Origin of the sequence: Streptomyces sp. NBC_01363, assembly GCF_026340595.1 — a bacterium.
GTDB lineage: Bacteria > Actinomycetota > Actinomycetes > Streptomycetales > Streptomycetaceae > Streptomyces.
In genome coordinates this window covers 4,684,951-4,708,446 of record NZ_JAPEPF010000001.1, presented here as the reverse complement: position 1 = coordinate 4,708,446, position 23,496 = coordinate 4,684,951, and the positions used below count along the sequence as shown (strand labels likewise).

Below are 23,496 nucleotides of genomic sequence, written 5' to 3'. Positions count from 1 at the left end.
AGCGGCAGCACGCGGGCAATTCGGGGTACCGGCGACGGCGGCGCACGCGAAGGTGCCCGGGTCCGCCGTCGTGGCGGACCCGGGCACCTGTGGGCTACTGAGGTCCTCCGTCCGGATCCTGCGTGATCCGGACGGAGGACCCTCGGTCAGTGACGCACTCCTCGCAACTCCTCGGCCAGTACCTTTCCGATCTCGCGCAGCGGCTCGGCCGTGGTCATGTCCCAGTGCTCGCAGTCGATGTCGTGCTCCTCGACGCGGCCCCCGACATGGGGTGCCCAGGCGTCCGCGCCGCCCGTCGCGGCCGGGGTGCGGGCGGCGTTGAAGAACACCGCGTCGCCGCCGAACCGCCGCCGGGGAACGTACCGGTAGCGCATCTCCAGGTTGCCGGCCGTCGCGGCGACGACCGCCGCGGCCTGGGCGGGCTCCAGCGCGCCCAGGATCGCGTCCTCGGCGCGCAGCACGGCGGCCAGCTCCTCCGCGTCCGGGGCGGTGTCGGCGCACCGTACGTCGAGTTCGGCGCCGCGTCCGCCGAGCAGCGCGGTCAGCACCTCCCGGCCGGTGATCGCGGGTGGCCAGAATCCGTCGGGCAGCGGGTAGGAATCGAGCAGCGCCAGGATGGCGACCTCCTCGCCCTGCTCCTCCAGCCGGGCAGCGATGGCGTGCGCCACCAGACCGCCGAACGACCAGCCGAGCAGGTGGTACGGGCCGTGGGCCTGGACCGAGCGGATCTCGGCCACGTAGCCGTCCGCCATCTCCTCGATGCCGGCCGGCCGGTCCGAGGGGCTGGTCAACTCCTTTGCCTGCAGCCCGATCAGCGGACGTCGCCCACCGATGTGCCGGAGCAGTCCGGCGTACGACCAGCTCATCCCGGAGATCGCGTGGACGCAGAACAGCGGGGCCTCGTCGTCGGTGCCGGACGCGGCCCGGATCGGCAGCAGCGTCTCCATCGGGTCGCCGCCCGTGTTCGTGGCGATGTGTTCGGCGAGCAGCACGGGCGTCGGGTACTGGAACAGGTCCCGGATGGTGACGCGGGTGTCCCAGATGGAGCGGATCCGGCCGATCAGCCGGGTGGCGAGCAGCGAGTGGCCGCCCAGTTGGAAGAAGTGGTCGTCGATGGTGACCGACGTCAGGCCCAGGACCTCCGCGAAGAGCCCGCACAGGACTTCCTCCGCCGGGGTGCGCGGCGCCCGGCCGCCGCCGGTGTCGGCCTGCTGCGGTTCGGGCAGCGCACGGCGGTCGAGCTTGCCGTTGACCGTCAGGGGCAGCGCGTCCAGTGGCACGATCGTGGCCGGCACCATGTACTCGGGCAGGGCCGCGACCGCGTGCCGGCGCAGTTCGGGAAGATCCGGCCGACTGCCTTCGGTGGGCACCACGTACGCCACCAGCCGTTTGTCACCGGGCCGGTCCTCGCGGATCAGCACCGCCACCTGGGCGAGGGAGGGGTGCCGCAGCAGCGCCGATTCGATCTCACCCGGCTCGATGCGGAAGCCCCGCAACTTGATCTGCTGGTCGGCCCGGCCGAAATACTCCAGCGCGCCGTCCTGGCTCCAGCGGGCCAGGTCGCCGGTGCGGTACATCCGCGAGCCGGGCGCACCGTGCGGGTCGGCGACGAACCGCTCCGCGCTCAGTACGGGCTGTCCGATGTAGCCGTGGGCGAGGCCGTGCCCGGCGACGTAGAGCTCACCGGGGACACCCGGCGGCAGCAGCCGGAGGTTCTCGTCCAGGACGTAGGCGTGCTTGCCGGCGATCGGCCGTCCGATCGGGATGGCGGGCGCCGGCCCGGTGAGGGTGTGGGTGGTGGTGAAGCCCATGCTCTCGGCCGGCCCGTAGCCGTTGACCAGGTGGAGGTGGGGGTGGTCGGCCAGCGCCTTGGCGGTGTGGGCGGGTGAGGCAGCCTCACCGGCGGTCATGGCCTCCTTGATCTGTGAGAAGACCGCCGGGTGCTCGTCGAGCATGTGGTTGAACAGGCTCGCCGACATCTGCAGGGTGGTGATCCCGTGCCGCTCCACCAGCTCCGCGATCTGGTGCGGATCGGTGTGCTGGCCGGGCTGGAGGACGCAGACGCCGCCGTGCAGGAGTGGTCCGAAGACCTCCAGGGCAAAGGCGTCCCAGGACACCGGGGAGCTCTGCAGATAGGTCTGCCCGGGGCCGAAGTCCAGGTAGTCGGGGCCGATGAACGTGGCGGCCAGCGCCCGGTGCGAGGCCGCGACCCCCTTGGGAACTCCGGTCGATCCGGAGGTGAACATCACGCAGGCGATGGACTCCGGGTGCCCGCCCGTCTCCACCGGCGTCCCCGGCAGTGCGCTGATCGCGGGTATCTCCGCGGTCAGGTCGACCAGGGTGGACGGGGTCGACAGGGCCGTCAGGTGGGCCTGGGTGACCAGCGCCGCCGGATCGGTCTGCCCGAGCACGGTGTTCAGCCGGTCGGCCGGGAACTGCGGGTCGAGCAGGGTGTATCCGGCCCCGGCCTTCAGAGCGGCGAGCAGCGTGGCGATGAGTTGCGGGGAACGCTCCAGGTGGATGGCGACGATGCTGCCCGGGGTGACCCCGTGCGTGGTCAGGTGGCGGGCCAGCCGGTTGGACCAGATGTCCAGCTCCTGGTACGTCACCTGCTGCTCCTCGTGGACCAGCGCCACCGCGTGCGGGGTGCGGGCGGCCTGCTCCGTGAAGAGTGCGTCGAGCCCGAGGGCGGGCGCCGGTGACTGCGCACCGCTCCACTCCCGCAGCTGCGCCCGCTCGTGCCCGGACACCATCTCCAGCTCGGCGAGGGGCAGATCGGGGGTGGCCACGGCGCCGGTGAGGAGCCGGACCAGGCGGTCCGCCGTGGCCTCGATGGTGCGTGCGTCGTACAGGTCGGTGGTGTACTCGATCAGGATGTCGAGGCCGTCGGGCCGGCCGTCGGCGGCCCGGTTCTCGGCGAACGCGAAGGTGAGGTCGAACTTCGCGACGGAGACCGGCGGGATGGCGAACTCACTCTCCAGTCCGGCCAGTCGGGGGGCTTCGTTGCTGGTGTCGCCGACGGTGAGCATGACCTGGAAGAGGGGGTGCCGGGCGGTGGTGCGCTCGGGGTTGAGGGCTTCGACCAGCCGGTCGAACGGCAGGTCCTGGTGGGCCCAGGCGGCGAGGTCGGTCTCGCGGACCCGGGTCAGCAGCTCACGGAAGCTCGGGTCGCCGCTGGTGTCGGTGCGCAGGACGAGCGTGTTGACGAAGAAGCCGATGAGGTCGTCGAGCTTCTGGTCGGTGCGCCCTGCGACGGGTGAGCCGAGCGGGATGTCGTGTTCGGCGCCGGAACGGGACAGCAGGGTCGCCACGGCCGCCTGGGCCACCATGAACAGGGTGGTCCCGGTGTCCTGGGCCAGGGACATCAGGGCGGTGTGGAGCTCGGCGGGGCAGTGCACGGCGTGTGTGCGGCCCCGGTTGGAGGCGACGGCGGGGCGGGCGTGGTCGGCGGGCAGCGTGGCCTCCTCCGGCAGCTCGGCGAGCACCCCGCGCCAGTGGTCGAGCTGGCGCTCCTCGTCGCGCTCCAGGAGCCGTTGCTGCCAGAGGGAGTAGTCGGCGTACTGGACCGGCAGCGGCTCCCAGGCGGGGGCGGAGCCCTCGGTGCGGGCCTCGTAGGCGGTGGCCAGGTCGCGGAAGAGCGGTCCGTTGGACCAGCCGTCGGAGGCGATGTGGTGGATCACGAGCATGAGCACGTGGTCCTCGGCCCCGAGCTCCAGCAGCTGTGCCCGGTACGGCAGTTCGGCCGCCAGGTCGAAGGTCCGGCCGGCCTGGGCGGCCAGCCGCTCCGTGAGCTCCTCCTCGGTGGTGGTGATCAGCGGGAGGTCGGTGGTGGTCGGGGGGAGGATGTGCTGGTGAGGGGTGCCTTCATGGATGGGGAAGACGGTGCGCAGGCCCTCGTGGCGTGTGGTGAGGTCGGTGAGGGCGAGCCGGAGGGCACGGTGGTCGAGAGAGCCCTTGAGCCGCAGGGCGAGCGGGATGTTGTAGGTGGCGGACGGGCCCTCCAACTGGTCGAGGAACCACAGACGCTGCTGCGCGGAGGAGAGCGGGATGATCTCCGGGCGCTCGCCGGGCATCAGGGCCGGACGCCGCTCCCCACTGCCCTCGGCCGCGATCCGCTCGGCCAGCTGCGCGACGGTCGCGTACTGGAACAGGTCCCGGATGGTGATCTCGGTTTCCCACACGGCCCGGATGCGGCTGATGAGGCGGGTGGCGAGCAGCGAGTGGCCACCGCGCCGGAAGAAGTGGTCGTCGATGGTGACCGACGGCAGTCCGAGTACGGCCGCGAAGAGGCCGCAGAGGACTTCCTCGGCGGGCGTCCGGGGCGGGCGCCCGCCGGCATCGGTGCTCTGCTGGGGCGCGGGCAGGGCACGTCGGTCGACCTTGCCGTTGGTGGTGAGGGGGATCTCGTCGAGGACGACGAAGGCGGACGGGACCATGTACTCCGGGAGTGCGCCGGCGATCTCGCGGTGCACCGCCTCGGTGTCGATCCGGGCGCCGTCGGCGGCGACGAGGTACGCGGCGAGGCGTTTGTCGCCGGGCCGGTCCTCCCGGACCACGACCGTCGCCTGCCCCACGCTCTCGTGCGCGGTCAACGCGCTCTCGATCTCGCCGAGTTCGATGCGGAAGCCGCGGAGCTTGATCTGCTGGTCGGCGCGGCCGAGGTATTCGAGCGAGCCTTCGTGGTTCCAGCGGACCAGGTCGCCCGTGCGGTACATCCGCGTTCCGGCCGGGCCGTACGGGTCCGCGACGAAGCGTTCCGCCGTCAGCGAGGCGCGGTTGAGGTAGCCCTGGGCCAGCCCGGCTCCCGCGATGTACAGCTCGCCGGGAGCGCCCGGCGGAACCAGCCGCAGGGCGGCGTCCAGGACGTACAGGCGGTGGTTGTCGAGGGGCTCGCCGATCGGGACGGCACCCGCGTAGTCCAAGGGGCGGTGGATGCGGTGGGTGGTGGCGAAAGTCGTGGTCTCCGTCGGACCGTACCCGTTGACGACCGTGACGTCGGGGCAGTGGTCCATGACGCGGCGCACCGCCTCCGGCGGAACCACGTCACCCCCCGCCCACACCTCACGCACCCCGGCGAACGCCTCGGGTGCCTCCTCCGCCATGACGCGGAAGAGACCCGCGGTCATCCAGAGCGCGGTGACCCGGTGCTCCGTGAGCAGGCGCTGGTAGTCGGTGGGTGCGAGATGGCCGCGCGGTGCCACCACGACCGTACGGCCGTTCAGCCACGGCACCCAGATCTCGTACGTCGAGGCGTCGAAGGCGGCCGGCGAGTGGAACAGCACGCGCCGGTGGTTGCCGTTCGTGTACATGGTCTGCGCCGCCAGGTCCGCCACGTTGCGGTGCGTGACCGCGACGCCCTTGGGCACTCCCGTCGAGCCCGAGGTGAACATCGCGTACACCGGCTGGTCGGGGTGGATGGTGTGTGCCGGAGCGGTGGCGGGCAGCCGGTCGAGGTCGATGGTGTCGCCCAGGACGACGATCTGCGCGTCGGCGTCCAGGACGACCTGGTGGTCCGAGAGGGCCTGGTCGGTGAGCAGGACCGGTGCCCGGGTGTCGGCCAGGATCTGGACGAGCCGGCTGTCCGGGTCGGTGGTGTTCAGCGGGGCGTACACGGCACCGGCCTTGACCACGGCGAGCAGCGCGGTGAGCAGGTCGGTCGAGCGCTCCATCAGGACGGCGACCACGTCGTGCCGTCGTACTCCGGCATTGATGAGGTGGTGGGCCAGCCGGTTGGTGACCTCGTCGAGTTCGGCGAACGTCAGATCGCGGTCCTCGTCCACCAGGGCTGTCGCGTCCGGGGTGCGGGCGGCCTGCGCGGCGAACAGCTCCGCCAGGCTCATGCCGGACGTGCCGGTGGCGGCACCGCTCCGCTCCTCCAGGAGCAGCCGCCGCTCGTGCTCGCCGAGCAGGTCGAGGACCGACAGCGGGGTGTCGGGCGAGGTGACCACGGCCTCCAGCAGCCGGTTCAGCCGCGCCATGAGGGCGTCGATCGTCCGGGCGTCGTAGAGGTCGGTGGCGTACTCGATGGTGATGTCCAGACCGTCCGGCCTGCCGTCACGGGTGCGGTGCTCGGCGAAGCCGAACGTCAGGTCGAACTTGGCGATCTGCAGGGCGCTGTACTCGGTACGGGCGTCGAGCCCCGGGAAGCCGATGACGTCCGAGCCGGCCTCGCCCATGGTGAGCATCACCTGGAAGAGCGGGTGGCGGGAGGCGGAGCGCTCGGGGTTGAGCACCTCGACCAGCCGGTCGAAGGGCAGGTCCTGGTTGTCCCAGGCCGCCAGATCCGTCTTGCGGACCCGGGAGAGCAGGTCGCGGAAGCTCGGGTCGCCGGTCAGATCCGTGTGCAGCACCAGGGTGTTGACGAAGAATCCGACCAGGCCGTCGAGTGCCTCGTCGATGCGCCCGGACACCGGGGAGCCGATCGGGATGTCGAGGCCGGCGCCGGAGCGGGACAGGGCGGTCGCCACGGCGGCCTGGACCGCCATGAACAAGGTGGCGCCGGACTCCCGCGCGAGGTGGGTCAGACCGATGTGGAGGTCGGCGGGCAGGTGGACGTCGCAGGTGGCGCCCACGTACGAGGCGGAGGCCGGGCGCGGACGGTCGGCCGGCAGGGTGGCCTCCTCCGGCAGCTCGGCCAATGCCTTGCGCCAGAAGTCCAGTTGACGGGATCCGGCGCTCTCCGGGTCGTCGCCCTCGCCGAGCAGCTCCTGCTGCCAGAGGGTGTAGTCGGCGTACTGGACCGGGAGCGGCTCCCAGTCGGGCACGACGCCCCGGGCGCGTGCTTCGTAGGCGGTGGCGAGGTCCTGGAGCAGGGGCGCGGTCGAGCCGCCGTCCGACACGATGTGGTGCATCACGATGAGCAGGACGTGCTCCTGCTCGCCGAGGGCGATCAGGCGTGCCCGGACCGGCAGGTCCACGGCGAGGTGGAATACCTGGGCGGACTCCTCGGCGAGCACGACCGGCAGCGTCGCGGCGTCGGCCGGGATGACCTCCAGCGCCAGCTCCACGTCCTCCTCGGCGAGGATGTGCTGGTACGGCGTGCCGTCCTGGTCGGGGAAGAGGGTGCGCAGGCTCTCGTGTCTGCCGACCACGTCCAGGAGCGCCGACTGGAGCGCCGGGCGGTCGAGTTCGCCGCTCAGCCGCACGGCGAGCGGGATGTTGTAGGTGGTCGACGGCCCTTCCATCTGGGCGATGAACCACAGCCGCTGCTGGGCGAAGGACAAGGGAATCACTTGGTCACTCCCATCCGGCGCATCGGCCGAAGTCTGGGCCGGGCGGCCTCGGCGCCGTCGAGCTTCTCGACGAGCGTGGCCACGATCGGGTTTTCGAAGAGGGTCGCCACGGAGAGCTCGACCCCGAGTACGGTGCGGATCCGGCCGACGAGCCGGGTGGCGAGGAGCGAATGCCCGCCGAGGTTGAAGAAGTGGTCGTCGATGGTGACCGACGGCAGTCCGAGGATCTCCGCGAAGAGACCGCACAGGACTTCTTCCTTGGCGGTGCGCGGTGCGCGCCCGGTGGCGTCGTTGCCGAACTGCGGGGCGGGCAGGGCGCGTCGGTCGACCTTGCCGTTGACGGTGAGCGGGATCTCGTCGAGAACCACGAAGGCGGACGGGATCATGTAGTCGGGCAGCAGCCCGGACACCTGGCGCTGTACCTCGCCGGGTTCGATCCGGGCGCCTTCCTCGGCGGTGAGGTAGGCGACGAGGCGCTTGTCGCCGGGCCGGTCCTCCCGGACGACGACGGTGGCCTGGGCCACGCCCGGCCGGCCGACGAGGACGGTCTCGATCTCGCCCGGCTCGATGCGGAAGCCGCGGAGCTTGACCTGCTGGTCGGCGCGCCCGAGGTATTCGAGCGAGCCTTCGAGGTTCCAGCGGACCAGGTCGCCCGTGCGGTACATCCGCGTACCGGCCGGGCCGTACGGGTCCGCGACGAAGCGGTCGGCGGTCAGGGCCGGGCGGTCGAGATAGCCCTGTGCCAGGCCGGCCCCCGCGATGTACAGCTCGCCCGGGGTGCCCGGCGGAACCAGCCGCAAGCCCTCGTCGAGTACATAGGGCCGGTGGTTGTCCAGGGGCTCGCCGATCGGGATCGCACCGGCGTAGTCCAGCGGGCGGTGGATGCGGTGGGTGGTGGCGAAGGTGGTGGTCTCCGTCGGACCGTAGCCATTGACGACCGTCAGCTGCGGGCAGCGGTCCATGACCCTGCGTACTGCCTCCGGCGGGACCACATCACCTCCGGCCCACACCTCACGCACTCCGGCGAACGCCTCCGGGACCTCCTCCGCCATGACGCGGAAGAGACCTGCGGTCAGCCACAGCGCGGTGATGCGGTGCTCGGCCAGCAGTCGCTGGTAGTCGGCCGGGGCCAGGTGCCCCGCGGGGGCGACGACGAGGGTGCCGCCGTTGAGCCACGGCACCCACATCTCGTACGTCGAGGCATCGAACGCCATCGCGGAGTGGAACAGCACCCGACCGTGGTTGCCGTTGGCGTACATCGTCTGCGCCGCCAGGTCCGCCACATTGCGATGCGTGACCGCGACACCCTTCGGCACCCCCGTCGAACCCGACGTGAACATCGCGTACACCGGCTGATCCGCATGCACCGACACCCCAGGATCCGAAGCCTCCGAGGCCTCGCCCTCACCGCCCGTCACCGAACCCAGCACCCGCACACCCGCCGGCACCACCAACGAACCCGGATCCCGGTCCGTCACCAGATGCGTGACACCCGACTGACCCACGATCAACTCGACACGATCCGCCGGATACCGGGTGTCCAACGGCACATACACCGCACCCGCCTTCACCACACCCAACGTGGCGACCACCGCACCCACCGAACGCTCCTGGAACAACGCCACCCGACCACCCGGCCGCACCCCCTCACCGATCAGCCGACGCGCCACACCATTGGCCAGCACATCAACCTCACGATAGGAAAGCTCACGCCCCTCACCCACCACCGCAACCGCATCCGGCGTCCGCGCCACCTGCGCCGCGAACAACCGCGCAAGACCCCCACCCGGAGTACCCGTCACCGCACCGGCCCACTCCCCCAACAACACCCCACGCTCATCCGCGGACAACAACTCCAGCTCACCCACCGGAACATCCGGCGCCGAAGCCGCAGCACCCAGCAACCGCACCAGACGCTCACCCGCCAACTCCACCGAACGCACGTCATACAGATCCGTCGCGTACTCGATCGTGATGTCCAGACCACCCGGCCGACCATCCACCGAACGACGCTCGGCGAAGCCGAAGGTGAGGTCGAACTTGGCGATCTCCACCTTCGAGAACTCGTACGCCGTTTCCAGCCCCGGGAGTTCGGGGGCCTCGGCGGACATGTCGCCGACGGTGAGCATGACCTGGAAGAGGGGGTGCCGGGCGGCGGACCGGTCCGGGTTGAGGGCTTCGACCAGCCGGTCGAACGGCAGGTCCTGGTGGCTCCAGGCGGCGAGGTCCGTCTCCCGGACCCGGGTCAGCAGCTCACGGAAGCTCGGATCGCCGCTGGTGTCCGTGCGCAGGACGAGCGTGTTGACGAAGAAGCCGATGAGGTCGTCGAGGGCCGGGTCGGTGCGCCCTGCGACGGGTGAGCCGAGCGGGATGTCGTGTCCGGCGCCGGAACGGGACAGCAGGGTCGACACCGCCGCCTGGGCCACCATGAACAGGGTGCTGCCGGTGTCCTGGGCCAGCGAGGTGAGCGATTCGTGCAGGCCCGCCGAGCAGTGCACGGTGTGTGTGGTGCCCCGGTTGGACGCGGTGGCCGGCCTGGGCCGGTCGGCCGGGAGCGTGGCCTCCTCCGGAAGGTCTGCCAACGCGTCGCGCCAGTAGTCGAGTTGACGTTCCTCGTCGCTTCCCAGGAGCCGTTGCTGCCAGAGGGAGTAGTCGGCGTACTGGACCGGGAGCGGCTCCCACGCGGGGGCGGTGCCCTCGGTGCGGGCCTCGTAGGCGGTGGTCAGGTCGCGGAAGAGCGGTCCGTTGGACCAGCCGTCGGAGGCGATGTGGTGGATGACCACCAGCAGGATGTGTTCCTGCTCGCCGACGGAGAGCAGATGCGTGCGGATCGGCGGCTGGACGGACAGGTCGAAGGTGGCCGAGGAGAGGTCCGCCAGTCGTGCGGTGAGCTCCTCCTCGGTGGTGGCGATCAGGGGGAGGTCGATGCTGGTCGGGGGAAGGATGTGCTGGTGAGGGGTGCCCTCGTGGGTGGGGAAGACGGTGCGCAGGCCCTCGTGGCGTGTGGTGAGGTCGGTGAGGGCGAGCCGGAGGGCACGGTGGTCGAGAGAGCCCTTGAGCCGCAGGGCGAGCGGGATGTTGTAGGTGGCGGACGGGCCTTCCATCTGGTCGAGGAACCACAGACGCTGCTGCGCGGAGGAGAGCGGGATGATCTCCGGGCGCTCCTCGGGCATCAGTGCGGGCCGGGGCAGTTCGCCGCTGCCCGCGGTGACGCACTCGGAGAGGGCGAGGACCGTCGGGTTCCGGAACAGGTCCTTCACCCCGAGCTGGACCCCGAAGGCGCGCCGGATGCGGCTGATGAGGCGGGTGCCCAGCACCGAGTGGCCACCCCGGTGGAAGAAGTGGTCGTCGATGGTCACCGACGGCAGTCCGAGAACGGCCGCGAAGAGGCCGCAGAGCACCTCTTCCTGCGGTGTGCGCGGGGCGCGACCGTTGGTGGCGTGGGAGACCTGGGGTGCGGGCAGGGCGCGTCGGTCGACCTTGCCGTTGGTGGTGAGGGGGATCTCGTCGAGGACGACGAAGGCGGACGGGACCATGTACTCGGGCAGGGCGTCCGAGACATGACCGCGCAGCTCGGCCACGTCGATCCGGGAGCCGTCGGCGGCGACGAGATAGGCGACGAGGCGTTTGTCGCCGGGCCGGTCCTCCCGGACCACGACCGTCGCCTGCCCCACACTCCCGTGGGCGGCCAACGCGCCCTCGATCTCACCGAGTTCGATGCGGAAGCCGCGGAGCTTGACCTGCTGGTCGGCGCGGCCGAGGTATTCGAGGGAACCCTCAGGATTCCAGCGGACCAGGTCGCCGGTCCGGTACATCCGCGTACCGGCCGGGCCGTACGGGTCGGCCACGAAACGATCGGCCGTCATGCCCGGCCGGCCCAGGTAGCCACGGGCGAGGCCGGCGCCGGCGATGTACAGCTCGCCCGGCGTGCCCGGCGGAACCAGCCGCAGGCCCTCGTCCAACACGTACAGCCGGTGGTTGTCCAGGGGCTCGCCGATCGGGATCGCACCCGTGTAGTCCAGCGGACGATGGATGCGGTGGGTGGCGGCGAAGGTCGTCGTCTCCGTCGGACCGTAACCGTTCACGACGGTGACGTCCGGGCAACGGTCCATGACGCTGCGCACCGCCTCCGGCGGAACCACATCACCCCCCGCCCACACCTCACGCAGCCCGGCGAACGCCTCCGGAACCTCCTCCGCCATCACCCGGAACAGACCCGCCGTCAGCCACAGCGAGCTGATCCCGCGCTCGGTCAGCAGCCCGCCCAGGGTCCCGGGGTCGAGGTAGCCCGGGGGCGCCACCACGACCGCTCCCCCGTTCAGCCACGGCACCCAGATCTCGTGGGTCGCGGCGTCGAAGGTGTGCGGTGAGTGGAAGAGCACCCGGGTGTGGTTGCCGTTCGCGTACATGGTCTGGGCCGCCAGGTCCGCCACATTGCGATGCGTGACCGCGACACCCTTCGGCACCCCCGTCGAACCCGAGGTGAACATCACGTACAGCCACTGGTCGGGGTGGGCGAGGGGCGCCGGTGGTGTCGACGGGAGGTGGGCGAAGCCGTCGTTGCCGTCGAGCACGACGGTCTCGGCGGCGGTCCGGGACACGATCGGGTGATCGGCCAGCGCCTGGTCGGTCAGCAGAACCGACGCCGCGGTCTCCGTGAGGATCCGCAGCAGACGGGTGTCGGGGTCCGCAGTGTTGAGCGGGGCGTAGACCCCGCCGGCCTTGACCACTGCGAGGAGCCCGGTGAGCAGGTCCGCCGACCGCTCCATCAGGACGGCGACGACGTTCTCCGGCCGGACACCGAGGCCCACGAGATGGTGGGCCAGCCGGTTGGCTTCCGCGTCCAGCTCCGCGTAGGTAAGCTCCCGGTCGCCGTCGACCAGTGCTGTCGCGTCCGGGGTACGGGCGGCCTGTGCGGCGAACAACTCCGCCAGGCCCGCACCGGAGGAACCGGTGACCGCGCCGTTCCATCGCTCAAGCAGCTGGTGACGCTCGTCCGGACCGATGAACTCCAGCTCACCGACGGGGATTTCGGGGCGCTCGACGGCGTCGCCCAGCAGCCTGACCAGTCGGCCGGTGACGGCCTCGACGGTGTCGGCGTCATAGAGGTCGGTGGCGTACTCGACCCTGATGTCCAGTCCACCCGGGCGGCCGTCAGCCGTGCGGTGTTCATGGAAGGAGAAGGTCAGGTCGAACTTGGAGATCTCCAGCGTCGTGAAGCCCGACTCGGCGGAGATTCCCGGGAGTTCGAGGGCGGGGGTGAGCGCTTCCTGAAGAGTGAGCACCACCTGGAAGAGGGGGTGCCGGGCGGTGGAGCGCTCGGGGTTGAGCACCTCGACCAGCCGGTCGAAGGGCAGGTCCTGGTGGGCCCACGCCGCCAGGTCGGCCTCGCGGACCCGGGAGAGCAGGTCGCGGAAGCTCGGGTCACCGGTCAGATCCGTGCGCAGCACCAGGGTGTTGACGAAGAAGCCGACCAGATCGTCCAGGGACTGCTCCGAGCGGCCCGCGATCGGGGCGCCGATCGGGATGTCGTCCCCCGCGCCGGAGCGGGACAGTGCGGTGGCGACGGCGGCCTGGGCCACCATGAACATGGTGCTGCCGGTCTCCCGGGCCAGCCGTGTGAGCGCGTCGTGCAGCTCCGCGGGAATGTGGACGCCGTGGGTGGAGCCGCGGTAGGTGGCGACCGCCGGACGCGGACGGTCGGCCGGCAGGGTGGCCTCGTCGGGCAGCCCGTCCAGTGTGTGGCGCCAGAACTCCGCCTGCCGCTCCCCGTCCGCCGCGAGCAGTTCCTGCTGCCAGAGGGTGTAGTCGGCGTACTGGACCGGCAGCGGCTCCCACGCGGGGGCGGTGCCCTGCGCACGCGCCGTGTAGGCGGCTGTCAGGTCCCGCAGCAGCGGGGTGGTGGACCAGCCGTCGGAGGCGATGTGGTGCATCACCACCAGCAGGACGTGTTCCTGGTCGCCGAGAGCGAACAGGGCTGCCCTGACCGGCAGTTCGCATTCCAGGTCGAAGCTGCGGGTGGCCTGTGCGCCGAGCTCCGCTTCGAGTGCGGCCTCGGTCGTCGCGATGACGGGCAGCTCCACCCGGACCTCGGCCGCCGGAAGCTGCCACTGGTAGGCGGCGTCGTCCGCCATTCCGAAGAGGGTGCGCAGCGACTCGTGCCGCACCACCAGGTCGGTGAGCGCGAGCTGGAGGGCCTGATGGTCGAGTGCGCCCGTGAGGCGCAGGGCCAGCGGAATGTTGTACGTCGCCGAGGGCCCCTCCAGGTGGTGCAGGAACCAGAGGCGCTGCTGGGCCGAGGAGAGCGGCACCCGCTCGGGCCTGACCGTCTCCCGGAGCGCGGGCCGCTGCACCGCGTCACCGCCCGCTTCCACGTATTCGGCCAGCGAGGCCACCGTCGGGCCCTGGAAGAGGTCCCGGACGGTGATCTGGACACCGAAGGTCTGTCGGATGCGGCTGATGAGGCGGGTGGCGAGCAGGGAATGCCCGCCGAGGTGGAAGAAGTGGTCGTCGATGGTGACCGACGGCAGTCCGAGGACCTCCGCGAAGAGACCGCACAGGACCTCCTCGCCCGGCCCCCGGGGTGCGCGCCCGGTGGCGTCGTTGCCGAACTGCGGGGCGGGCAGGGCGCGTCGGTCGACCTTGCCGTTGACGGTGAGCGGGATCTCGTCGAGGACCACGAAGGCGGACGGGACCATGTACTCCGGGAGCGTGCCGGCGATCTCGCGACGCACCGACTCGGTGTCGATCCGGGCGCCGTCGGCGGCGACCAGGTACGCGGCGAGGCGCTTGTCGCCGGGCCGGTCCTCCCGGACCACGACCGTCGCCTGCCCCACCGCCTCCTGAGCGGCCAACGCACTCTCGATCTCGCCGAGTTCGATGCGGAAGCCGCGGAGCTTGACCTGCTGGTCGGCGCGGCCGAGGTATTCGAGCGAGCCTTCGAGGTTCCAGCGGACCAGGTCGCCGGTCCGGTACATCCGCGTACCGGCCGGACCGTACGGGTCGGCCACGAACCGGTCGGCGGTCAGCGCCGGGCGGTCGAGATAGCCCTGTGCCAGGCCGGCCCCCGCGATGTACAGCTCGCCCGGGGTGCCCGGCGGAACCAGCCGCAAGCCCTCGTCCAACACGTACAGCCGGTGGTTGTCGAGAGGCTCGCCGATCGGGATCGCACCCGTGTAGTCCAGCGGACGATGGATGCGGTGGGTGGCGGCGAAGGTCGTCGTCTCCGTCGGACCGTAACCGTTCACGACGGTGACGTCCGGGCAACGGTCCATGACGCTGCGCACCGCCTCCGGCGGAACCACATCACCCCCCGCCCACACCTCACGCACCCCGGCGAACGCCTCCGGAACCTCCTCCGCCATCACCCGGAACAGACCCGCCGTCAGCCACAGCGCGGTGATCCCGTGTTCAGCGATCAACTCCTCGTACGCTGCTGCGTCGAGATGTCCTGCGGGGGCGACGACGAGGGTGCCGCCGTTGAGCCACGGCACCCACATCTCGTACGTCGAGGCATCGAACGCCATCGCGGAGTGGAACAGCACCCGACCGTGGTTGCCGTTGGCGTACATCGTCTGCGCCGCCAGGTCCGCCACATTGCGATGCGTGACCGCGACACCCTTCGGCACCCCCGTCGAACCCGACGTGAACATCGCGTACACCGGCTGATCCGCATGCACCGACACCCCAGGATCCGAAGCCTCCGAGGCCTCGCCCTCACCGCCCGTCACCGAACCCAGCACCCGCACACCCGCCGGCACCACCAACGAACCCGGATCCCGGTCCGTCACCAGATGCGTGACACCCGACTGACCCACGATCAACTCGACACGATCCGCCGGATACCGGGTGTCCAACGGCACATACACCGCACCCGCCTTCACCACACCCAACGTGGCGACCACCGCACCCACCGAACGCTCCTGGAACAACGCCACCCGACCACCCGGCCGCACCCCCTCACCGATCAGCCGACGCGCCACACCATTGGCCAGCACATCAACCTCACGATAGGAAAGCTCACGCCCCTCACCCACCACCGCAACCGCATCCGGCGTCCGCGCCACCTGCGCCGCGAACAACCGCGCAAGACCCCCACCCGGAGTACCCGTCACCGCACCGGCCCACTCCCCCAACAACACCCCACGCTCATCCGCGGACAACAACTCCAGCTCACCCACCGGAACATCCGGCGCCGAAGCCGCAGCACCCAGCAACCGCACCAGACGCTCACCCGCCAACTCCACCGAACGCGCGTCATACAGATCCGTCGCGTACTCGATCGTGATGTCCAGACCGCCCGGCCGACCATCCACCGAACGATGCTCGGCGAACGAGAACGTCAGGTCGAACTTGGCGAACCTCAGCCAGGTGAACTCCGATTCGGTGTCCAGGTCCTCGGCGACGAGCGTCGGCGTGGCCGCGTCCGTCAGTGTGAGCATCACCTGGAAGAGGGGGTGCCGGGCGGCGGACCGGTCCGGGTTGAGGGCTTCGACCAGCCGGTCGAACGGCAGGTCCTGGTGGCTCCAGGCGGCGAGGTCCGTCTCCCGGACCCGGGTCAGCAGCTCACGGAAGCTCGGATCGCCGCTGGTGTCCGTGCGCAGGACAAGGGTGTTGACGAAGAAGCCGACGAGATCGTCGAGCGCCTGGTCCGTACGGCCGGCGATCGGCGAGCCGAGCGGGATGTCGTGCCCGGCGCCCGAACGGGACAGCAGCGTCGACACCGCCGCCTGGGCCACCATGAACACCGATGCGCCCGACTCGCGCGCCAGCTCCGCGAGCGAGGAGTGGACGTCCTGGGCGAGGTGCACGGTGTGGGTGGCGCCGCGGTAGGAGGCGACGGCCGGCCGCTGCCGGACGGCGGGCAGGGTGACCTCCTCCGGCAGGTCGGCCAATGCGCCTCGCCAGTAGTCCAGTTGACGGGCGGCGACGCTCTCCTGGTCCGTGGGGTCGCCGAGCACGCCCCGGTGCCACAGTGCGTAGTCCGCGTACTGGGCGGGCAGCGGTTCCCAGGCGGGGCGCTCGCCACGCGAACGAGTGGCGTACGCGGTGCTCAGGTCGCGCATGAGCGGCTGGTAGGACCAGCCGTCGGAGACGATGTGGTGCATGACCACCAGGAGTACGTGGTCGTGCTCGCCGAGGCTGAACAGCCTTGCGCGGAACGGCAGATCGCCCGAGAGGTCGAAGATGCGCTCGGACTCGGCGGTGAGCAGTGCGGCGACGCCGTCCTCGGTCGCCGGGGTGACCGGCAGCTCCACCCGGACACTGTCGGCGGGCAGGATCCGCTGGTGGGTCCGGCCCTCGGCCTGACCGAACACGGTGCGCAGGCTCTCGTGCCGTCCCGCGACATCGGTGAACGCGGACTCCAGGGCCGCGACGTCGAGGTCCCCTCTCACCCGAACGGCGAGCGGGATGTTGTACGTCGCCGACGGGCCCTCCAGCTGATCGAGGAACCAGAGCCGTTGCTGGGCCGCCGAGAGCGGCAGCGGTTCCGGCCGTTCCTGGGCGGTCAGGGCAGGGCGGGCGGACTCGCCGCCGCCGGTGGCGACGTACTCGGCGAGCAGCGCCACGGTCGGGTACTCGAAGAACTGCCGCAGCGTCAGCTGGACATCGAGGACGGTGCGCACCCGGCTGACCAGCCGGGTCGCCAGCAGCGAGTGGCCGCCGAGAGTGAAGAAGTCGTCGTCGATGCCGATCGACGGCAGGCCGAGGGAGTGGGCGAACAGGCCGCAGAGGACCTCCTCGACGGGGTTGCGCGGGGCCCGGCCGCCCGGTGCCGCGCCGGCCCGGGGAGCGGGCAGTGCGCGCCGGTCCAGCTTGCCGTTCGGAGTCAGCGGCAGGGTCCCCATCGGGACGACCGCCGAGGGCACCATGTACTCGACGAGCTGCTCGCCCGCGTACCGGAGGAGTTCGGCTCCGTCCAGGACGCCTTCCTCGGCGGGTACGGCGTAGGCCACCAGGCGCTTGTCGCCGGGCCGGTCCTCGCGGACGATGACCGCGGCCTGGGCGACGGAGGGGTGGCGGACCAGCACGGTCTCGATCTCGCCGAGCTCGATGCGGTTGCCGCGCAGCTTGACCTGCTGGTCCGCGCGGCCCAGGAACACGACCTCACCGTGCTCGTTCCAGGCGGCCAGGTCGCCGGTGCGGTACATGCGGCTGCCGGCGGGCCCGTACGGGTCGGCGGTGAAACGCTCGGCGGTCAGGGACGGCAGCCGGCCGTAGCCCTGGGCGAGGTGCGGCCCCGCGACATAGAGTTCGCCGGTCTCGCCCGGGGCGGTGTGGCGCAGCTCGGCGTCCAGGACGTACATGGCAGTGTTGGCCATCGGGATGCCGAGGTGCAGCCGGTCGAGGGTGCGCACCTCGGGGGTGAAGGCCTGGTAGCTGCAGAAGACGGTTGCCTCCGTGGGACCGTAGACGTGCACGAACGTGGTGTCCGGGCAGTGGTCGAGGGCCCGTTGGAGGGCGGTGGCGGACAGGACGTCGCCGCCGGTCCAGATCTCGCGCAGCTGCTTGAGGCCGTCGATCGCCTCGCTGGCCATGGCGTCGAAGAGGGCGGTCGTGAAGTAGGCGGCGGTCACCCGGTAGCGGGTGATGGCGTCGGCCAGCTCGCCGATGTCGATCTTCGGTGCGGACAGCACGACTGCCAGTCCGCCACGCAGCAGCGGCACCCACAGCTCGTAGGTCGAGGAGTCGAAGGGCAGCGGCGAGTAGGCGAGCACCCGCTCGTGGGCCGCGGCGCCGAAGCCCGGGTCCAGGGCCAGTTCGACCACGTTGCGGTGGGTGTTCACGACGCCCTTGGGGGTGCCGCTGGAGCCGGAGGTGAACATGATGTACAGCGGCTGGTCCGGGTGGACCGTGACATCGGGTGCGGTGGCAGCCGTGTCGGCCGTGGCGCTCGCGTCGTCGAGCCGCAGGGCGGGCAGCTCCCCCGCGAAGCCGGTGTCCCCGGCCGGGCGGTCGGTGACCAGGAGGGTGGCCCCGGTACTGCCGAGGATCCAGGCGAGCCGCTCCTCGGGCTGACGGGGGTCGAGGGGGACGTACACGCCGCCGCTCTTCAGCACGGCGAGGACCGTGACGACGTAGGCGAACGAGCGGTCGAAGAGGAGGCCCACCGCGTCGCCCGGCCGTACGCCCTCGGCGACGAGCCGGTGCGCGAGGGCGTTGGCCGCGCCGTCCAGCTCCCGGTAGGTGAGACGGCGGTCCTCACGGACAAGGGCGACGGCCTCCGGGGTACGGGCGGCCTGCGCGGTGAAGAGAGCGTGCAGCGCGCCCACGGGAAGGTTCTCGGCCGTGTCGTTGTACGTGGCGACGTGCGCGGGGACGCCGACGCCGAGGGAGAGAGCCGGATCGGTTTGCGGCTGGGACATCTCGACACCTTCTTGGTAGCTCGGATCTCGTGGTCTCGCGGCGTGCCGGGAGACCGACGGAGCCACGGTGGATGACGTGCAAATGGTGCGAAGCAGGGCGGTGGAGCGGGGGGATCAGCCGGTGCGGGAGGCCGTCGCGGCGTCGGCCGGCAGCAGGACGTCGTCCGCTTCCAGGGCGTTCGCGTGGTACTTGCCGACGGAACTGATCAGCAGCCGGAGTTCCAGGGCGATGGCCTCGACCAGCCGGACCAGGCCGGCTTCGGCGTCCTCGTCCACGGCGAGCAGTGCGGCCCGGCCGAGGCCGACGGCGCGTGCGCCGAGCGCCAGCGCCTTCGCGGCCCTGCTGCCTTCCCAGATCCGCCCGCTGGCGAGCAGGCAGTGGTCGGTGCGGCCGATGCGGGTGAGGCACTCGCCGAGCGGGAGTCCCACCTGGCCGAGGAAGGCGGTCGGCGCCCAGGCGGTGCCGCCCTCCGCGCCGTCCACGGTGACGGAGTCCGCGCCGGCCGCCCAGGCGGTGGCCGCGGCGTGGGCCACGTCGCGGCCGGGGTGCAGCTTCACCCACACCTTCGCGCGGGGGAAGTTGTTCCGCATCAGCCGGATCTGCTGGCGCAGGATCTCCTCGGTGAAGGTCCCGGGGCTGCTGATCCGCAGCACCGAGTCGCTGTCAGCGCCGAACACCGCGTCCATGGCGTACTGTTCGGCGACCCTGCCGCCGGCCTCGCGGCCCAGGACAGTGAGACCGCCGAGCCCCGGTTTGGCGCCCTGGCCCACCTTCAGTTCGAAGGCGAGCCGGCCGGTGGCCAGCAGCGGCTCGGACACCGGGTCGCTGTAGACCAGGTTCCACACCTCGGCGTCCGCGTCCTCGGTGGACTGCTGCACCACCACGCCGCCGTGCTCGTCGTCGGCGGCGGCCGTGTACGCGGCGATCCGGCCGAGCAGCGGGGAGGCCGCGGAGTCGGCGGCCGCGCGGTAGCCGTTGACCGGCACCACGTTCTCCCCGATGACCATCGGGATGCCGAGCTGCCCGGCCTGGCGTCCGGCTGCCTCGCCCAGGTCGTGGCTGGCGACCTGGGTCGAGCCGAACGCGGACACGTAGAGCGGCAGCCGGGAGGCGAACCCGCCGACCCGGGTGTCCAGTTCGACATCCGTGTACAGCGGTTCACGGGCCAGGTCGATGAGCTTCTTCAGGCGCTCCGGCATGAACACCGGAGGTACGATCCTGGCGCGCTCCAGCAGGTCGTGCGGGTCCTGTCCGGCCGGGATCGCGCCCAGCATGCTGCTGCCGTAGGACTCCAGCGCGGGGAAGACCCCCGCCGCTCCGGCCCTGGCCCGGTGCCGCACCTGTTCCTCGGGGAAGCCCGCGGCGCTCAGTACCGCACTCATGCCGACACCACGCCGGGGAGCTTCGGGTAGGCGCTGGCCTCCCAGGCGGCGGTGCGGCCGGTGACGTACCGGGTGAAGCGCTCCAGGCCGATGCCGAACCCGGAGCTGGCGGGGATGCCACGGCGGGCCAGGTCGAGGTACCAGCCGTACTTGGCGGGGTTCTCGCCGGTCTCGCGCATCCGGGTGACCAGGGCCGCGTAGTCGTGCTCGCGCTCGCTGCCGCTGGCCAGTTCGCCGTAGCCCTCGGGGGCGATCAGGTCGAAGTTCCGCAGGACGCCGGGGCGGTCGGTGTCCTCCTGGTCGTAGAAGCCCCGCGAACCCTTGGGATAGTCGACGACGAAGAACGGGCGGCTGGTCTTCGCGGAGAGAATCTCCTCGCCCTCCCAGTCGATCTCGGCGCCGGGGTCCTGCGGGTGGCCGAGCGCCAGCAGGTCCGCGGTGGCCTCCTTGTGCGTGGTGCGGCCGAACGCCCCCTGGACCACCTCCCGGAAGGCGTCCCGGTCCCGGCCGAGGAGCTCCAGGTCCCCCGGCATCTCGCGGACGACCTCGTCGACGACATGCGCGACGAGCCGCTCGGCGAGCTCCATCGCGTCCTCGCGGCGGGCGTCACGGATCTCCACGTCGATCTGGTGGAACTCGGCGAGATGGCGGTGCGTGACGGCCGTCTCCAGCGGTTCCAGCCGCACGTTGGGCGCGATGTAGAAAATCTTGTCAAAGGCCAGCAGCGATGCCTGCTTGTAGAGGATCGCGCTGGTCATCAGCTTGTACTTGTGGCCGTAGAAGTCGACGTCCACCTGCTTGGAGCCCCGGATTCCCGGGTCGGTGACCGGTCCGATGACCGGCGGCAGCAGCTCCTGGAACCCCTGCGCGGTCAGGAAGGCGCGGGTCGCCGCGAGCATGCGGCTCTGCACCCGCAGCGTGGCACGGGTCGGCTCGGCCATCAGGTGCTGGTCGGGAGAGGCCGGGAACGAGGGCGCGACGCGGCCGTGGGACTCGGCGATCGTGCTGGTCATGGTGCTACCTCCTGGGTGTGCTGCCGATGGGCTGCCGGGCGACGGGCCGCCGTGGGGAGCGAGGGGCGGGAAGCGGACGAGGGAACGATGCGGTCGTGCCGGCGCTGGACGAACGACAGGGCGTCGAACAGCCCGGCGGCGGTGAGCCGCCGGCCGCGGTCGCGGACGGGCCCGAGGGGCATCGCCCCGATCTCGGACCAGGTGAGGCGGCCGGACCCGTCGATATGACTCCGGGTGCGGCCCGCGTTGTCGGGGTGCAGGCAGTAGGGAACGTCGAGGTATCCGCGGGCGAAGGCCTTCAGCAGGGCCTGGCCCAGGTCGTCGTCCAGGTTCAGCACGGCGTCCACCAGGGCACGGGCCTCGGCGTAGACGGCGTTGTCCGCCGGGTCGGAGCTCGGGACGGGTACGTTCCCGGGCCGGTGGCCGGTCGCCGTGCGGTGCCGGGCGGCGGCCCGCGCGGCGACCCGGAGGGCCTCGACGTTCTCCGCCACGGTCGGGATGCGGTGCGCCTCGGCCACGGTCTTCACGATCAGCCGGGCCGCCCCGGTCTCCACGGCCAGTTCGGCCGAGCGTTCCAGGAGTTCCAGGGAGCCGTGCCGGGTCTGCGGGTAGAGACCCATGTAGGTGTAGAGGACGATGTGCCAGTCGGTGTCCGGCAGGAACTCGCCGGCCAGCCGGTGCAGCGCGTGCATCGCGTCGCGGTCCTGGGCCGCGTTGGTCTGCTGGGCGTAGCTGAGCGAGATGCTGCGCAGCCCCGCCCGGTGGAAGAAGAGTGCCTCCAGCGCACTGATCGCGACGAGCAGTCCGGGCGGGCACAGCTGTCCGAGCATGCAGCCGCCGAAGGTCTCCAGATGCGGTTCCGCCCCGGTGGCGCGCAGTCCGGCCAGGACGTCGCAGCTCTCCTGCCAGTTGCGTACGGAGTCCAGGAGCGGGGTGCGTCCGTAGGGCAGGCAGTAGGAGACCGGTCCGCCCTCCGTCGCGTCCAGGCCGAGCCGGGCCAGCGCGGCCACGATGCGCTGGGGGCGTGCCGATCCGTGCCGGATCTGCACCGGGAAGCCGGCGTCCCGGACGCCGTCGAGGACCCAGCGCGAGGTGTGCGGGCTGTAGGAGGTGATGGGGAACCCGTTGAGCGGGACGCCGCCGTTCAGGGCGCGGGCCGCGGACGCCTCGTCGTTGACCCGGGTGTAGCTGTCGATGGTCATGGTGCCGACGACCGCGTCGGCCGCTCCCTTGGTGGCCAGCAGGCCGGCCCTCATCAGAGCGGGGTCGGAGAAGCCCATGCGGGGCTGCACCACGAGTGTTCCGCGGGCCTGTGCCCCGGCGACGAAGCGGCCGAAGGAGAGCGGTCGCCGGTGCACGGTGGTGCGGCTCCCGGGGGCCGCCTCCTGGACCGGCGCGGTCATCGTTCCACCTCCTTGGGAAGCGAGTCGACGTAGGACTCGAAAGCGGCGATGTCGACGCCGTCCTGGAAGACCGCGTCGAACCCGGCCCTCATGAGGGCGTCGGCCTCTTCCTCCCCGTCCCCGGACACGCCGAGCTTGCCGCCGATGACCGCGGGCAGGCCGGTCAGCTCCCAGCGCGACCGGATGGCCCCGATCAGGGGCTCGGCGTCGTGGAAGCCGTGCCCGTTGACACTGCTGACGACCAGGAGGTCGGGCTGGAACTTGCAGCAGGACTCGACGATCTCGTCCTCGGGCACGCAGGAACCCAGATTGACGACCTTGTGCCCGAGGTCTTCGAGCAGCAGTTGGATGTAGATGAGATTCCAGGTGTGAGCATCGGATTGCAGTCCGGTGACAACAACATCCAGCGGCCCGGATCGATGACGAGCCGCCCATTCCGCAGGCTTCATTGTTCGCTTCGTCCACATCATTGGATGACAAGGGGAGAAAGAGGTCCAGGCTTGCCCGGAACTTCCTTTCGGCCACAACCGTAGATTCGCTCCCGAGGCGTTTCCGGCGTCACCGGCGGCAACTGGGCGGCAGCAGAGGAGCAGTTGACCGACAGTCCGGTGCCGGGCCCGCGGCGGGACGTGAGACTGGCCGCACTGCACACCCGCAGAATTCAGCGCCCGGCCCCGTGCACACCGCCGGCGAAAGACCGAGGAGTCATGACATGGCAGAGACCGGCCACAGCGTCCGTGCGGCGGACGTGCTCGCGGACGTCCTGGCGGAGGTACGGGAACGGGTCGACCGGCGGGAGGCGCTGGGTGAGGCCCAGGTCGCCGTGCTCGAAGCCGCGGTGAACATTGTCCGCGCAGGTCAGCTCGGGTTCGAGGTGATGCCGGTGGAGCGTTCGGAGCTGGTGCGCGAGGCGCTCGGCGCGGTGCGCGCGGCCACCGTGGCGACCGGGGTCGCCCTCACCTACGCGCACCAGACGGCCCGTGTGCTCACCTGATCCGGCGGTCCGTCGATCCAGCGGTCCGTGGTGCCGCCGATCTGCCTGGACTTCTGCCCGGCGAACCGGTCCGCGGCTCCTAGCATTTGATGCAGCCGAAACACT

General features: G+C 71.1%; 7 protein-coding genes. 1 reads left to right on the top strand and 6 read right to left on the bottom strand.

Features of this window, described 5'->3' with window-relative positions; translation table 11 throughout:
* Window positions 1-146: 146 nt before the first annotated feature.
* The 6 genes from OG611_RS21340 to OG611_RS21315 form a co-directional block, all read right to left on the bottom strand.
* Complete coding sequence (locus tag OG611_RS21340; protein ID WP_266422484.1) at window positions 147-7,232, bottom strand: non-ribosomal peptide synthetase; 7,086 nt, start codon at window positions 7,230-7,232, stop codon at window positions 147-149.
* Complete coding sequence (locus OG611_RS21335; protein WP_266422482.1) at window positions 7,229-18,598, bottom strand: non-ribosomal peptide synthetase; 11,370 nt, start codon at window positions 18,596-18,598, stop codon at window positions 7,229-7,231. The genes OG611_RS21340 and OG611_RS21335 overlap by 4 nt, the downstream gene beginning before the upstream one ends.
* 114 nt (window positions 18,599-18,712) lie before the next feature.
* Window positions 18,713-19,981, bottom strand: a complete 1,269-nt coding sequence (locus tag OG611_RS21330) for a glutamate synthase-related protein (protein ID WP_266422481.1) — start codon at window positions 19,979-19,981, stop codon at window positions 18,713-18,715.
* Window positions 19,978-20,994, bottom strand: a complete 1,017-nt coding sequence (locus tag OG611_RS21325; protein ID WP_266422480.1) for an asparagine synthetase A — start codon at window positions 20,992-20,994, stop codon at window positions 19,978-19,980. Before OG611_RS21325 ends, OG611_RS21330 begins: the two co-directional genes overlap by 4 nt.
* Entirely contained in the window at window positions 20,991-22,397 is a 1,407-nt protein-coding gene (locus tag OG611_RS21320; protein ID WP_266422478.1) for a methylaspartate mutase, read from the bottom strand. Before OG611_RS21320 ends, OG611_RS21325 begins: the two co-directional genes overlap by 4 nt.
* Window positions 22,394-22,846, bottom strand: coding sequence for a cobalamin B12-binding domain-containing protein (locus tag OG611_RS21315; protein WP_266422476.1), 453 nt, complete (start codon window positions 22,844-22,846; stop codon window positions 22,394-22,396). Before OG611_RS21315 ends, OG611_RS21320 begins: the two co-directional genes overlap by 4 nt.
* Window positions 22,847-23,109: 263 nt before the next feature.
* On the opposite strand from OG611_RS21315, the gene OG611_RS21310 reads away from it, so the two are divergent.
* The gene (locus tag OG611_RS21310) at window positions 23,110-23,391 is read left to right on the top strand and encodes a hypothetical protein (RefSeq protein WP_266422474.1); all 282 of its coding nucleotides are present in this window, start codon (window positions 23,110-23,112) and stop codon (window positions 23,389-23,391) included.
* Window positions 23,392-23,496 lie beyond the last annotated feature (105 nt).